The organism is Bacillus sp. FSL K6-1218, from assembly GCF_038006445.1.
GTDB lineage: Bacteria > Bacillota > Bacilli > Bacillales > Bacillaceae_G > Bacillus_A > Bacillus_A thuringiensis_S.
The window spans coordinates 2,611,132-2,624,677 of sequence record NZ_JBBOVE010000001.1; the positions used below are offsets into that span (position 1 = coordinate 2,611,132).

Below are 13,546 nucleotides of genomic sequence, written 5' to 3' on the forward strand. Positions count from 1 at the left end.
AGCTGTTAGCTGTAACGGAGTTGTTTTTTCTTTGCAGGAATTTCTAAGTTAACATGAAGTGCTGTTCATACAATATGCAAATTTGCATATTGTATTTTTTTGAGTTCTTTGTGTGTTAAAATCAAATATAGGGATATGGAAATATAAAGAAGCAAAAGCAGGAATATCCAATGAATTTTGAGAGGTGTTATATGTTTACAAATAAGAAATTAATTCGATTTGGTTTATCGTTGTTTGTATTTTTAGGGATAATTAATTTTACAATCAGCTATTTTCAAACATATCTTGAAACAGCAGCAGATATTAAATGGGTAATTCCAGAAATTTGGAAAACTATTTTACTAGATGTTCCTCAAGGTATACTTGTTCTTTTAGGCGCAATTGCATTATATGATTTCACAAAAGAGGCATCACAAAAAGACGCATCAATCTAAGTGTGTCTTTTTTCAATTAGAAATTTCATAGAGAGCTTTGCTGGAGAAATAGAATAAAAAGCCCTAATTAGGGCTTTTTTCTTTGTAGGAATTTCTTAACCGTCATAGAAACCGGTTACTTGGAAGTGTTATAGCGAAAGGCATTTACAGTACAGAAAAATCTAAGCGGCAGACGGAAATATATAGGATATGGCATCATAATTATTGAGAAATTAATTGAGCTTAGTAAGTATGAAGATATGACGCTAGAATTTATATTTTATAATTTCTATTTATAAAAATGAGCCCATAGTAAAAATAGGTATATGAACAAGGTGCATCATCTAGTGATAATTCATACTTTGTTGGTGTACGTATTGAACTTAGTTTATAGCGCTATTTCTACTTAGATGTAACGAACAGAAATATAGGAAAGCATCAATGAGGTTGTATTTTATAAACGGAGGTTATGAAAATGAATCAGTTTCAACAAGAAATACAAGCGTTAAGCCTTAATGATTACCAGTCTGGAAATATTGTCTATTGGGACCAGCAAAACCAATATCCATATTACTATATTGAGGATACTGCTCGTCGCTGTGGCGGTTGCGGCCGTTGTGGCGGTTGTGGTGGTTGTGGTGGAGGTCGTTGTGGCGGATTCCGTTGTGGTGGATTCCGTTGTATTGGTTGCTTCGGTTGTTTTGGTTGCGGGGGTTGCGGAGGTTGTGGCGGCTGTGGTGGTTGCTCTAATTGTTTTGATGGTTTTAGTGGTACTACTGATACAATTGTAACATATGAATATTGATTACATTTATCCCGCTATTTGCCGGGCAGTAAGACCCAAAAAAATTCAGTGAGAGCAAATAAATTAGGTGGAGGACGTGCTGCCCAAAGTTGTACTTTATCGACTAAAAAACATTAGTTATATATATGCCGACAACGAATATAGCCATTGTTAATGGATATATTCAAACATCCAAGTGAAATGGTAACAATAGGATATATAGGTGTAAATTAGGATGCATGGATAAAGCAATGACTAGGTTTAAAATCTAATCATTGCTTTTTCTTATGCTTTTATCATCAAATATCTGTCTGGTTTAGGGATTGATTTCTTCTAGCTAATGAATTTATTACAACTTTGTAAGGTTAATGTAATGTTAATCGATAGTAAATTAAGATGCTTGAGTGTAATTTAAATAAGATTAAAAAGTACTGTTTATCTATAAAATAATTGGGTAAATAATATGTAATTAGGAAGTGTATGAATATGATTGAACTAAAATCTATTATCCATTCGTATAAACTAAAGAGAAAAATAGCTAAAGATTTATACGGAAAAAGAGATGAATTGACACTGTTATTAAATGAATTTAATACTATGAAATGTACAGTAACATCTGAAAAGAAGAAAAACAATATATTATCTCGTTTGCAACTAATTTATCAAAATATGAAATTAGATAAGCAGTATCCTCTATCAGTTGCTTTTGATAGTAAATTATTGGAGCAATTAGAAAAAGAACCTCTACATACTATTGAGGATGGTGTAACATGTTTACATCTAATTTTAGATGTGAATTATGAGAAAATAAAACAATATGGTTCGAGTACAAGTAGGTCATTTGTTCCATTATCGCAGTCTTCTATTTGTCTTGCTGATTGTATTTGTTTAACAGGAGTTGTAGTAGGTTTACTAGGAGCAATTTCATTTGGAGGATTACTGTTATCTATATGTTCAATTACATAAAGGTTGATATTTGTAAAAAGGGCACCGATTTAAGGTGTTCTTTTTTGTTTTTTTGTAAAGTTATTGTAAATAATAAGTACAATATATTATATACATTGTATAATTTAAATGTATTAAAATACAAATGTAAAGAGGTGTTGTATATGATAATTACTTTTAATCTTTAAAAGAGTCGGTTTGATAATGTTTTATGTAGATAAATAGTTTTTACTTTTCTTTTAAATACTTGGTTTAAATGGATTAGATTAAGTAACTATTGTTCTAGCTTTTTGATAATCAAGACAACTGAAGAAAGGAAAGAATCATTTTATGAAAAAATTAAGGTTGTTAACATTTGAAAATATAGTAGAATCCCTTTTAAATGAAAAGGTATCATTTATATACTTTCCTATTGAATGGCTGGACATCGTAGAGATACATTATAAGACATTTTTATTAACGAGTAAGTTGAAACGTTTGAATGAAAGATTGTATGATATGTTTTCAGATATATTGTTTATACAGCATAATCCGTACGTATTAAATGAAAATACACCATGGATTGTATCGAAAGAACCTATTAGACAAGAGCAGCTCGATTATATTTTTCAAAGTTGGTATGAGATTATTCATGATTGGAAGCCAAATAGATTAGTAGAACCACCAAAATATGAATGGCAATCCGATTTGATTTCTAATTTGCCAGTACTACATGATAATGAAACGTATTCTAAGTGGGTGCCCGCTTTAATCTCACATGTTTTTTGTGAGCGTCCTATATATTTAGAAAATACAAATGCAGAAGAAATCTATTTTTCTCCTCTTAGATCACAAAATATTTGTGAGGCGATGTCAGGGCCGATAAAAGATGAAAAAACACAAGATTTTTTTTCCTATGTATATCGATTCGAATGCATAACCCGCGGTGGTGAGAACGCTCCATTATTAAATATTTCAATAGGGATTCGGAGATTTTATCAAGAATATAATCATCCAGATATTCCTTTACTTTTAAGACGGAAACGAGGCCTGATATTGATTTCTACCTCAGAGTTTGCGTCAAATAATAAAAAAATCCGGTTTGTAAAACTAAAAATACAACAAGCTACAACCGGCATGAAATGGATTAAGATATTTAGAAATTTAAAAGATGATTTTCAAATAGGTGGAGAGGTGGATTTAGACCATATTCTCCAATATCCGAAAGATTATATTGTCGGGGAAAATAAAAGGGTGTTATTTCCATACAATGAAAGAATATATAGAGTTCAAGGTACTAAAATAGAACCAGGTATAAAAGCAAAGGAAAGAGAGTATTTATTTAAAGAATTTCAGCGTAAATTCTCTTATTTCACAATACTTCCAGAATGTAAAAAGGTAGCAACAAATAACAAAAATGAATTATTTCCTTTATTTGCACCAAAAGGATTAGAGACATTAACATTAGAAGTTTGGTCTGAAAATATAGCGCTGGAAATAGAACAAGCATTACTTGATAGCGAAATTATTTTGACTAAAATTGGTGGAAATTCTTATGTATTGAATACAGATTTTCCAGTATTATTAAAGATTGTGAGATACAATATTGAAAAGGTGTTACAAAATCCATATAAAATGCAATATTGTCAAAAATATAAAACAAATCTTGTAGATGATGTTACGAAAGCTGTCTATGCTACCGCGGGTGAGCGCAGTGATGCGACATTAGCATTAATCGCAATGAAAAATTGTGATGGACGCGAAAAAATTGATCCAAAACAAATCATTAGAGAGGGATTTGCACGAACAAATCGTATTTCAACATTTATTAATTTATTTATAGGCCAAAGTGTATCTCGTAAAACAATTGTAAATAGTGTTTTTAGTCTATTAGAACAAAAAGGATTTTTGAAGCGTAGTTGGAATAAGATAAATTTACCTTGTACATATGTTAATTTATCAATTGAACGAATATCGAAATTTGATTTCTTACCTATTCTTTCAAAAATAAAAGGAAAAGAAATTTTATATAAATTATATGGGAATACAGAGTGGCAAACGATTGATTACGTATTATTAAATATAAATAAACATAATGCATTTTTATCACAACCATCAAAGAGAAATGATATGGGGGCTCTTTTTAAACAATATGTTTTCGAAACATTAATGGAAATTGTACAATATGCAAAAGAACAAAATGAACAAGTTTACTTCATTGTAGATGCAAATTTGAGAAAATATTGGATAAAAGAGTTACAAAATAAAGAAATTAATACAGATATTTTACCTGATATTGTTCCAGAGGTATTAAAGGTTCCCAACTTAAATATTATTAGAATAAATACAGGTTTTGATGTACCAAGCTACGGTGTAATAGAATGTGATGATGCTCTAGATAGAATTGGCTTATATGCAGATCAAAAAGGGATGTATTATAGCACTGGTGAATATTCACTTAATTGTAGTGAAGTTTTTCAGCGATATATAATTGAAATTCTACCATTAGGTGTAAAACCTGTAGAAAGGGATTATATCGCTAAAATGATACATTACATGTGCTGTAATTCTAGTATGCTTTCGAAAAAGAATGTACACATGACATATTCCGTACATATGGAAAAAGTAATAAAGAGTTATATTACTGACATAGATGCAAGAGAATTTAAAGAATTTGATGATGAATTGGATGTAGATGTAGTAAAAGTAGAAAAGAAAGATTCAATTATTCTACTTTAAATACTAGTAAACAAATCCTGCTCGTTATATCGATCAGGATTTGTCATTTTTTTATGCAAATAAGGATATCCTTTGTCAAGTATCTTTTCGTTTACATATTTACTTTATGTGCAGACAGGATTAATATGTTTTTTAGAAATACAAAAACTATATCAGATGGAAAAGCGATTTTTATTAATTGAAAAAATTTGAAAGGAATGGGGAATGGTGAAGAAATTAGATGTGCTCTTAATGCTACTGAGCGTCCTCTTTCCAATTGCAGGACTTACAAAGCAAATCCCTCTAGAACAATCTATATATATTGGAGGGCTTTTATTTTTTACTAGTTTCGGTAGTTATTTTGCTAAAAAGATGTATTCACGTATATGCAGCTGGATAGCGTATGCGCCATTTATAACATTACTATTAGTTATTTGGCATCAGGATATTTCAACAAGCTCAATCATAGCAAATGCGAAAATTGCTGCATGTGTCGCGTTAATTCCATGTTTATTCCGTTTTCGTACATATGGACTTACTTTGGGATTATTCTCATTATGGGCCGCTTTACTATGGGATATAAAAGAAGTACAGTCGTTAGTCATACTTGAACGCATGACGAGTTTAATGACAAGCCATTATGTATATATATTACTATTAATTGGAGGACTTGTATTAGGAGGATTACTTGCGATGTTCATTCACCGCAAAGAGAAAGATAATAATAAAGAAAATATAAATCTACTTGGACCAAAAAAGAAATGTAAAAGATTATCATTTAAGATTCGTCTTCCGAGATTACCGAAATTAAAGATGAAACTATTTAAGTTTTGGGGGAAAGAATCTAAAAGTAAAATCCCAGAAAAGATACATGAGCATAAGTACGAAGAACCAGTTGCAACATATAAAATGACAGAGCAAATAGATCCATACAAAGAAAATGAAGTTCAAGGTCAAACAAGGATGGAACGCCGAAGAAATAGGTTTAATGCATAATGAAGTTTAATAACCCCGTAATGACTTATCTTAATATTGATAAATCATTACGGTTTTTTTATGTAATTAAATAAAGGTTGCTAATGAGGGGGGATAGCATATTTTATAGGTGAGAAGTTAAATAAAATAAGGGGAGGATAAAATGCTTATCATTACATATATATCTGCTTGTATATTATTCTTAGTTAGCTTTTTACATGTATATTGGGGTTTCGGAGGTAATTGGGGGACAAATAGTGTTATACCAACTAAATTAGGGGAAAAGGCGTTTACACCTCGTGCCGGAATGACATTGTTCATTGCATTATTATTAAGTATGGCAGCGATAATTTTGTTGCAACAAGCAAATATTGTTCATTTTGCAGTTCCTAATGTTATTATTCAAGTCGGTTCCTGGATTTGTATGATTGTCTTTTCTATTAGAGTAATTGGTGAGTTTAATTACTTTGGTATCTTTAAACGACAAAAAGATACGTACTTCGCTAGAATGGATACCGGTTTATATATTCCACTTTGTGCATTTTTATCTTTATCTTTCTTATTAGCAATAATTTTGTGAGTAAATAATAGTAGTTTCTTTTCTCAAAATACATGTAAACGTGAGAAATCTAAGAGTAAATAAAAAGGATGTAAGCGTCTTCTTGTCGAAATGTAAATTATTATGAAAGGCGGTGACACTATGAAGTATGTAAAAGTTAGTATGAATGGTGGAAGTGAACACAAATTCTCAATGACTTTAGATCGGTTTGAAGAACTTATTACTACAGAGAATGGGATATTAGAAAATAAATTAGTATGTATTGAAAATGTAATGATTAACCCTACTAATATATCTTCTGTAGTTGAAAAAATTGGTGTACCGGCTAAGTTTATGGAAGCTTAAAATCGTTAGATAAAAAACATCCCCAATGGATGTTTTTTAATTTATAAATATGAAATTGTATAGTGGATATTTGAGTAGATTTTTTAGCAATGACTATGCATATATTAAGTACCTGAACATGGTGCTTAATACATGCACGAAATAATAAGTACAAGCATATAGTATTAAGTAGGACAAGATCTTCGTGTCCTACTTAATACTCAGAAAAAACCTCTAATCAAATAAGAGCATCCAATTCCAGGGTGCTCTTATTTTTTATAAAAATTTACCACGAGTCTTATTTTATAGTAGGATGCAAGAATAAAGGGCTATTTTTAAATAATGTTCTTTAGCCTTTAATTTTAAATTTATCTTTAACGTTAGTAAATATTAAAAATAATATGATAGCAGAAATTAAGTTAGATAAGTAGAAATCTTGATGAAACAGTAGTTCGAAGATGACATAGAAAGTAACGAATAAGGCGATAACAGGTAGTATGCAAATAAATATAAATCTCCAATTTTTTAAGTAATGTCTATAATTAGTAAGTACTTTCTCCATAAATGTAGCTCCTATATTTTTGTTTTTATATAATTATACATTTAGATACAAGGATTTTCAAAGTGAAAATATTTAGCAATTTAAAAATATAAGGAAAGTATTTGTTGAAAATCCAGATTGCTCTAGCAATCTGGATTTGACTTTAAATAACTATACTAAAATGATACACTATAATCTACGTTATTTTTGAAATGAATAGAGGGATTTGTGTGATAAATAAAATTAAAAATGCTGTAGAGGATATGTACGAGGATGAGGCTAAAGATTTACTTCAAAGTATTCTCATACAGTTAAACTTATTAGAAGAAAACTATAGTGAAGATACAATTAAAAATTTGATGGATATTCCGAAACAATTAAAGAGTAATCCTACTTATAAAAGAAATGTAAAAGAAAGTACGCACGTACATATTGCTTTTGATGACTCAACGGCTGGTTGCTTAACATATATGTTAAGTCAAGAAGAATTATCTGAAGAGAGTGTTGTTGCTTTTTCTGAATTCTTTTCAATTGGACCGATATATAAGTTGCATACGAATGGGGGGCAACTAGCAAGACAGAAGTGGTTAATAAATAATTTAACTGCTTATGATAGTTATTTTGAAGAAGAATATTTATCAAGATTTATAGCAACTATAGAAGAACTACATACTATTCCTGTTGAAACGCCTATTACAATTTGGAAGGCTGATAATGCACATGAACATGTAGGCCTAAGTTTTGTAATGGCACAATTAAAGGATAAGAAAAACATTCGAGTTATTAATACGTCTGAAGCAAGTCGAGAAATATTAAAACAAGAGTATGATATTCGTGGAACTGGAGAATTACCACCTGAAAGTTTAGCTCTATTCCAAAAAAGTTTTGCAAAGTTATCTTATTTAACTGAAGAGAAGCGAATGAAGTTTGAACATGAGTGGGATAGATTATCGGAAAGCGTAAAATGTTTAAGAGTGTGGAAAGAAAATGAAGTGTATTCTGTACAAGAAGATTATTTTGATCAATTTATAATTGAATGCGCGAAAAGTGTGGGTGCTGATCGAGAATTCCTCAAAGCTCCTAGAGTAATTGGTGAAGCACTTGGTCTTGTTGAACAATTGGTTGGAGATACTTTCTTAGAATATCGCTTGAAACAATTAATTAAACAAGAAGTATTTGAATTTGAAGGTTCGTTAGATGAAATGCGTTTTTATAGTGTGAAGTTAAGGAAATAATAAACACCTTCTATTTTTGAAAGGCTCGTATTTTTAATAATACGAGCTTTTTAAGTTGAATTTGGGCTATAACATAAGCTTCCCAGAGAGGGCATATCACATATAAATGTTAAAGGTAATGAATGAAAAGTAGGTGATTTGTTAATATGTATAACCAACAAAATTATCCATATGATCAAGGAATGTATTATAATCCACGAAACTACGGGTATGAATCTGTAGATGAAGTGAGAGATATGGAACAAGAAGATTACAGACCAGATGATGCGGAAGATGCTCCAACGTCACCACCGCCGTCGCAAGCTCCGTCGTTACCGTCTACCTTTGCGTCTCCATCTCAAGCGGGCAATATGAAATCATGGATGTGTAATTGTCTAGGAAGATGGGGCTATTTACGTTTACATCGTCCTGGTCCTTTCGGAAGGGACTTATGGTTCTTTCCGACTGAAGTGAGAAGAAACGGAGTATCAGGTTACACTTGGCAAGGTGGTCGTCGTCGTAAAGTAAGTTATCGCTATCAACAAATTAGTAATTTTATGTGCTTTGCATAAAGAGTAGTGGGAGAGTGAAACGATTTTACTCTCTCACTTTTTTATTTTTCAATATACCAAGTAAGATTTTGGTTAAAAATTTACAATTTTCACGTTTTTATTAGAGTATAATGCATATGTTGGGTTGGTTTTCAAAAACAAATGAGAGTGAGGGAATACAATGTCAATGAAAAACAAAGTTGGACTAAAAATAGAGGATGGCATTAATTTAGCTTCAGCTCAATTTAAAGAAGATGCGTATGAAATTTATAAAGAATCTAGAAAAATGCAACCTATCTTATTTGTGAATAAAACTGAACTAGGTGCGGAATGGCTTATCACAAGATATGAAGATGCCTTGCCACTTTTAAAAGATAGTCGCTTAAAAAAAGATCCAGCCAATGTATTTTCTCAAGATACATTGAATGTGTTTCTTACTGTTGACAATAGTGATTATTTAACTACTCATATGTTAAATTCAGATCCACCTAACCATAATCGTTTACGATCACTAGTACAAAAAGCTTTTACACCGAGGATGATCACGCAATTGGAAGGAAGAATACAGGATATTGCAGATGATTTGTTAAATGAAGTCGAGCGAAAGGGTTCATTAAATCTTGTTGATGATTACTCGTTCCCTTTACCAATTATTGTAATAAGTGAAATGCTTGGCATTCCAAAAGAAGATCAAGCGAAATTTAGAATTTGGTCTCATGCTGTCATTGCTTACCCAGAAACACCAGAAGAAATAAAAGAAACTGAAAAGCAACTATCTGAGTTTATTACATATCTTCAATATTTAGTTGATATTAAACGAAAAGAGCCAGAAGAAGACTTGGTGAGTGCTTTAATACTTGCAGAGAGTGAAGGGCATAAACTTAGCGCTCGAGAACTATATTCAATGATAATGTTACTAATTGTGGCGGGACACGAGACAACGGTAAATTTAATAACAAATACAGTATTAGCGCTGCTCGAAAATCCAGATCAATTACAGTTATTAAAAGAAAATCCAAAATTAATTGATGCCGCTATTGAGGAAGGATTACGATATTATTCTCCAGTTGAAGTTACAACTTCAAGATGGGCAGATGAACCTTTTCAAATTCACGACCGAACAATCGAAAAAGGAGATATGGTTGTCATTGCCTTAGCTTCTGCAAACCGTGATGAAACTGTATTTGAAAACCCAGAAGTATTCGATATTAATCGGGAAAATAATCGTCATATTGCCTTTGGTCATGGTAGCCATTTCTGCTTAGGCGCTCCACTTGCTAGGTTGGAAGCAAAGATTGCTATTACTACTTTGTTTAATCGAATGCCTGAACTACAAATAAAAGGAAATCGTGAAGAAATTAAATGGCAAGGTAACTATTTAATGCGTTCTTTAGAGGAATTGCCTTTAACTTTCTAGAATAGTTAAAGGGAGACATGCATACATCGAAAATGGTTTACATAGAGTATGTATGTGTTATTTAAATTCGAAATGGAAGGGTGAAAACATCCCAATGATCAACTAATTCTATTTGTAAGAGACCTTCGTTAAAAAACGAAATATTCTTCTGAATAGGGTTAGTCTGTACATTTATAGAAAAGGGATGTATTTCGCTCTGCGAATATATAGTCTTTTTATATGATTTGTGCTGCCTCCTGTTCAGAACATGAAATAGGAGGCTTTTTTATGTCGACAAATGTAGTAACGAAACAAAACAATGGGGTATCACAAGTATTAAAAAATCGGTTTGTTCAAGGGATTTTAGCATCAGCATTATTTTTACAAATAGGAATATGGGTTCGAAACTTTGCAGTATTATTATATGTAATGGAAATGACAAAAGGTGATGCTTTTGCTATTTCGATGATTTCAGTTGCTGAATTCGCTCCAATTTTTATTTTTTCATTTATTGGCGGTACTTTTGCTGATAGGTGGAAGCCAAAGAAGACAATGATATGGTGTGAAACGTTAAGTTCCATTTCAGTATTCGCTGTATTAATTACGCTTATGTTTGGAACGTGGAAAATTGTGTTTTTTGTGACACTCATCTCTGCAATCCTTTCACAGTTTTCACAACCATCTGGAATGAAGTTGTTTAAACAACATTTATCAACGGAACAAATTCAATTAGCAATGTCTATATATCAAACGATATTTGCAATATTTATGGTATTAGGACCAATCCTAGGGACATTTATCTTTCATAGTTTTGGAATTTATATTTCAATCATCATAACAGGTATCTCGTTTTTACTTGCGGCAGTTGTATTGTTATTTCTTCCGAAAGATCTTGAAAACGACGTAGAAAAGAAAGATATCACTCTGTTGCAGGAGATGAAGGATGGTATTAAGTATGTCAAAAAGAAAAAGGCATTAACTTTGCTAGGGCTTTGTTTTATGGCTGCAGGACTAGGTATAGGATTAATTCAACCATTGGGTATATTTATTGTGACTGAGCAATTAGGATTATCAAAAGAGAGTTTACAGTGGTTACTAACGGTAAATGGTGCAGGAATGATTGTTGGCGGAGCATTAGCAATGGTATTTGCGAAAAACGTTGCTCCGCAAAAGATGTTAATTATGGGTATGCTTGGGCAGGCAATTGGTATTGGGATTATAGGTTATTCCACAAATTTATGGGTAACACTCACAGCACAACTTTTTAGTGGTTTAGCTCTTCCATGTATTCAAATTGGTATTAATACGCTCATTATTCAAAATAGTGATACTGATTTTATTGGTCGTGTAAATGGCATTTTAAGTCCACTATTCACCGGTTCAATGGTAGTAACAATGAGTATTGCTGGTTCATTAAAAGAAATGTTCTCATTAAGTACGATGTATGAAGGCACAGCTTTGCTATTTATAATTGGATTATTATTTATTTTACCTATATACAATTTAAAGCCAGTAATAGCGGTAGAAAGTGAAATAAATGGTAAAGGAAGTGCTGTACAACATGAATCCTAATCCAAATATTAAATACCCTATTGAAGGAAATCAAAACGTTCAATTTATAAAAAATACAATAACAAAATCTAATATACTTGTTGGTGACTATTCTTATTATGATGCAAAAGATGGAGAAACATTTGAAGATCGAGTATTACATCATTATGAATTTCTTGGAGATCGCCTAACTATTGGAAAATTTTGTTGCATTGCATCGGGAGTAAACTTTATTATGAACGGAGCGAATCATCGGATGGATGGATTTTCGGCATATCCATTTAATATCTTTGGAAATGGGTGGGAGAAGCATACACCTAGTTTGTCTGATTTACCTTACAAAGGTGATACAGTTATAGGAAATGACGTTTGGATTGGTATGGATACAACTATTATGCCCGGAATAAAAATAGGGGATGGTGCAATCATTGCAGCTAAATCTGTTGTGACTAGAGACGTCGTACCCTATACAATCGTTGGTGGAAACCCTGCAAATAAAATAAAAGAGAGATTTTCAAATGAAATAATAGAAGAACTATTGCAAATTCAATGGTGGCATTTTGACATTGAAAAAATAACTGAAAATATAGATGTGATTGTACGAGGAGATATTGAACCATTAAGAAAGCTAAAAAGGTAATAAAAAATACATGACAAAGAGTATCATACCTCCGAAATTTGTTAATGATAATAGAACAAGGAGGTGTGATACTATGGCACAAGACGTTTTATGTGAAGTAAACAACTGTAAATTTTGGGCGAACGGTAATAAATGTAGTGCAGAGGCAATTTACGTAGTAAGTCATAAAGGTAAACATGCATCTACAACGGAAGAAACAGATTGCAAAACTTTCGATCCAGAAGTGTAAATTTTTTAAGGGTAGCCAAATCGTGGTTGCCCTTTTATTAATTATAGTATTGATAATAAATATCATTTTCATTCATTGTTATTAACTTTTCTTGTTATTTTTTTATATTTTTTTCATAAGTGATGTAATCCAACTCAATTCATGTTCAATTCGTGATTTACTAAATTCAATGACTTCAGTAATAAAAGATGAGGTAATATCTAGAGACTGAATAGCAGTAAGCTGTTTATGTAGTACGTTTTGACGTACAGTCAAAATCTCTTTTCTATCCTCATAGTCAAGTTTTTCAAATAGCGCAATACGAACAAGAAATTCTGTATTGTTTGTCGCAAGTTTTTCGGGAAACTCTCGTAACATTTCAGAAAAAATTTCTTCTCCTGTTTCTGTTATATTGTACATATTTCGGTTTGGTTTTCCGACTTGTTTATGTATTTTTTTCGTTATAGCACCCATATTTTCAAAGCGCCGAAGGGCAGGGTAAAGCATGTTGTGATTTAATTCAAAATTCTCACCTAAACGATTTTGAACATTTTTTTTGATTTCATATCCATGTTTTGGTCCTGTCGTTAATTCTGCTAGCAGTAAAATGTCAACGTACATAAAAATCCCCCTTATATATTTCTCAAGTTCTCTAATGAAAAATCTCCTTTTATATATGTTAAAATAACATATGATAGTTTATACAACTTTGAACTGCCGACCTATCACTTTTATTGTAAAAGAAAAG

15 protein-coding genes are annotated in these 13,546 nt (G+C 31.5%); 13 read left to right on the top strand and 2 right to left on the bottom strand.

The window, feature by feature from the left end:
- The first annotated feature begins 170 nt into the window (after positions 1-170).
- From MHI26_RS13205 to MHI26_RS13235, 7 genes are all read left to right on the top strand, one after another.
- Positions 171-434, top strand: coding sequence for a DUF3937 domain-containing protein (locus MHI26_RS13205; RefSeq protein ID WP_002082716.1), 264 nt, complete (start codon positions 171-173; stop codon positions 432-434).
- A 454-nt stretch (positions 435-888) separates the two neighbouring features.
- Entirely contained in the window at positions 889-1,218 is a 330-nt protein-coding gene (locus MHI26_RS13210) for a heterocycloanthracin/sonorensin family bacteriocin (protein ID WP_001071347.1), read from the top strand.
- Positions 1,219-1,677: 459 nt separating this feature from the next.
- Positions 1,678-2,163: a hypothetical protein gene (locus tag MHI26_RS13215; protein WP_003307057.1), complete on the top strand. Its 486-nt coding sequence runs from the start codon at positions 1,678-1,680 to the stop codon at positions 2,161-2,163.
- Between the two features lie 309 nt (positions 2,164-2,472).
- Positions 2,473-4,860 (top strand): RNaseH domain-containing protein, encoded by a 2,388-nt coding sequence (locus MHI26_RS13220; protein WP_061665855.1) that lies wholly within the window; start codon positions 2,473-2,475, stop codon positions 4,858-4,860.
- Positions 4,861-5,067: 207 nt separating this feature from the next.
- Positions 5,068-5,835 carry a DUF3959 family protein gene (locus tag MHI26_RS13225; protein ID WP_061665884.1) on the top strand — a complete coding sequence of 256 codons (768 nt, stop codon included), beginning with the start codon at positions 5,068-5,070 and terminating at the stop codon, positions 5,833-5,835.
- Positions 5,836-5,977: 142 nt separating this feature from the next.
- The gene (locus MHI26_RS13230; protein ID WP_061665854.1) at positions 5,978-6,394 is read left to right on the top strand and encodes a DUF3995 domain-containing protein; all 417 of its coding nucleotides are present in this window, start codon (positions 5,978-5,980) and stop codon (positions 6,392-6,394) included.
- Positions 6,395-6,514: 120 nt separating this feature from the next.
- Positions 6,515-6,718: a hypothetical protein gene (locus MHI26_RS13235; protein WP_000878369.1), complete on the top strand. Its 204-nt coding sequence runs from the start codon at positions 6,515-6,517 to the stop codon at positions 6,716-6,718.
- A gap of 328 nt (positions 6,719-7,046) precedes the next feature.
- Here MHI26_RS13235 and MHI26_RS13240 read toward each other — a convergent pair whose 3' ends face one another.
- Positions 7,047-7,259: a hypothetical protein gene (locus MHI26_RS13240; RefSeq protein ID WP_000416836.1), complete on the bottom strand. Its 213-nt coding sequence runs from the start codon at positions 7,257-7,259 to the stop codon at positions 7,047-7,049.
- Positions 7,260-7,468: 209 nt separating this feature from the next.
- Between MHI26_RS13240 and MHI26_RS13245 the strand changes: the two genes are divergently transcribed.
- From MHI26_RS13245 to MHI26_RS13270, 6 genes are all read left to right on the top strand, one after another.
- Complete coding sequence (locus MHI26_RS13245) at positions 7,469-8,473, top strand: DUF1835 domain-containing protein (protein WP_061665853.1); 1,005 nt, start codon at positions 7,469-7,471, stop codon at positions 8,471-8,473.
- Between the two features lie 146 nt (positions 8,474-8,619).
- The gene (locus tag MHI26_RS13250; protein WP_061665852.1) at positions 8,620-9,024 is read left to right on the top strand and encodes a hypothetical protein; all 405 of its coding nucleotides are present in this window, start codon (positions 8,620-8,622) and stop codon (positions 9,022-9,024) included.
- 160 nt (positions 9,025-9,184) lie between these two features.
- Entirely contained in the window at positions 9,185-10,420 is a 1,236-nt protein-coding gene (cypA, locus tag MHI26_RS13255; protein ID WP_061665851.1) for a cytochrome P450, read from the top strand.
- Positions 10,421-10,687: 267 nt separating this feature from the next.
- Complete coding sequence (locus tag MHI26_RS13260; RefSeq protein WP_000106399.1) at positions 10,688-11,971, top strand: MFS transporter; 1,284 nt, start codon at positions 10,688-10,690, stop codon at positions 11,969-11,971.
- Positions 11,961-12,590 (top strand): Vat family streptogramin A O-acetyltransferase, encoded by a 630-nt coding sequence (locus MHI26_RS13265; protein WP_001069209.1) that lies wholly within the window; start codon positions 11,961-11,963, stop codon positions 12,588-12,590. The genes MHI26_RS13260 and MHI26_RS13265 overlap by 11 nt, the downstream gene beginning before the upstream one ends.
- Positions 12,591-12,663: 73 nt before the next feature.
- A complete protein-coding gene (locus MHI26_RS13270) occupies positions 12,664-12,819 on the top strand; it encodes a DUF1540 domain-containing protein (protein ID WP_000046095.1) in 156 nt (51 codons plus the stop codon).
- Positions 12,820-12,921: 102 nt separating this feature from the next.
- On the opposite strand, the gene MHI26_RS13275 is transcribed toward MHI26_RS13270, so the two are convergent.
- Positions 12,922-13,419 carry a PadR family transcriptional regulator gene (locus MHI26_RS13275; RefSeq protein ID WP_061665850.1) on the bottom strand — a complete coding sequence of 166 codons (498 nt, stop codon included), beginning with the start codon at positions 13,417-13,419 and terminating at the stop codon, positions 12,922-12,924.
- Between the last annotated feature and the right edge of the window lie 127 nt (positions 13,420-13,546).

Excerpts from the sequence above, each read along its gene's own strand:
- MHI26_RS13210 (WP_001071347.1), top strand. The coding sequence starts at position 889 with ATGAATCAGTTTCAACAAGAAATACAAGCGTTAAGCCTTAATGATTAC.
- MHI26_RS13275 (WP_061665850.1), bottom strand. The coding sequence starts at position 13,419 with ATGTACGTTGACATTTTACTGCTAGCAGAATTAACGACAGGACCAAAA.
- MHI26_RS13220 (WP_061665855.1), top strand. The coding sequence starts at position 2,473 with ATGAAAAAATTAAGGTTGTTAACATTTGAAAATATAGTAGAATCCCTT.
- MHI26_RS13205 (WP_002082716.1), top strand. The coding sequence starts at position 171 with ATGAATTTTGAGAGGTGTTATATGTTTACAAATAAGAAATTAATTCGA.
- MHI26_RS13265 (WP_001069209.1), top strand. The coding sequence starts at position 11,961 with ATGAATCCTAATCCAAATATTAAATACCCTATTGAAGGAAATCAAAAC.
- MHI26_RS13240 (WP_000416836.1), bottom strand. The coding sequence starts at position 7,259 with ATGGAGAAAGTACTTACTAATTATAGACATTACTTAAAAAATTGGAGA.
- MHI26_RS13235 (WP_000878369.1), top strand. The coding sequence starts at position 6,515 with ATGAAGTATGTAAAAGTTAGTATGAATGGTGGAAGTGAACACAAATTC.
- MHI26_RS13270 (WP_000046095.1), top strand. The coding sequence starts at position 12,664 with ATGGCACAAGACGTTTTATGTGAAGTAAACAACTGTAAATTTTGGGCG.
- MHI26_RS13215 (WP_003307057.1), top strand. The coding sequence starts at position 1,678 with ATGAATATGATTGAACTAAAATCTATTATCCATTCGTATAAACTAAAG.
- MHI26_RS13250 (WP_061665852.1), top strand. The coding sequence starts at position 8,620 with ATGTATAACCAACAAAATTATCCATATGATCAAGGAATGTATTATAAT.
- cypA (WP_061665851.1), top strand. The coding sequence starts at position 9,185 with ATGTCAATGAAAAACAAAGTTGGACTAAAAATAGAGGATGGCATTAAT.
- MHI26_RS13230 (WP_061665854.1), top strand. The coding sequence starts at position 5,978 with ATGCTTATCATTACATATATATCTGCTTGTATATTATTCTTAGTTAGC.
- MHI26_RS13260 (WP_000106399.1), top strand. The coding sequence starts at position 10,688 with ATGTCGACAAATGTAGTAACGAAACAAAACAATGGGGTATCACAAGTA.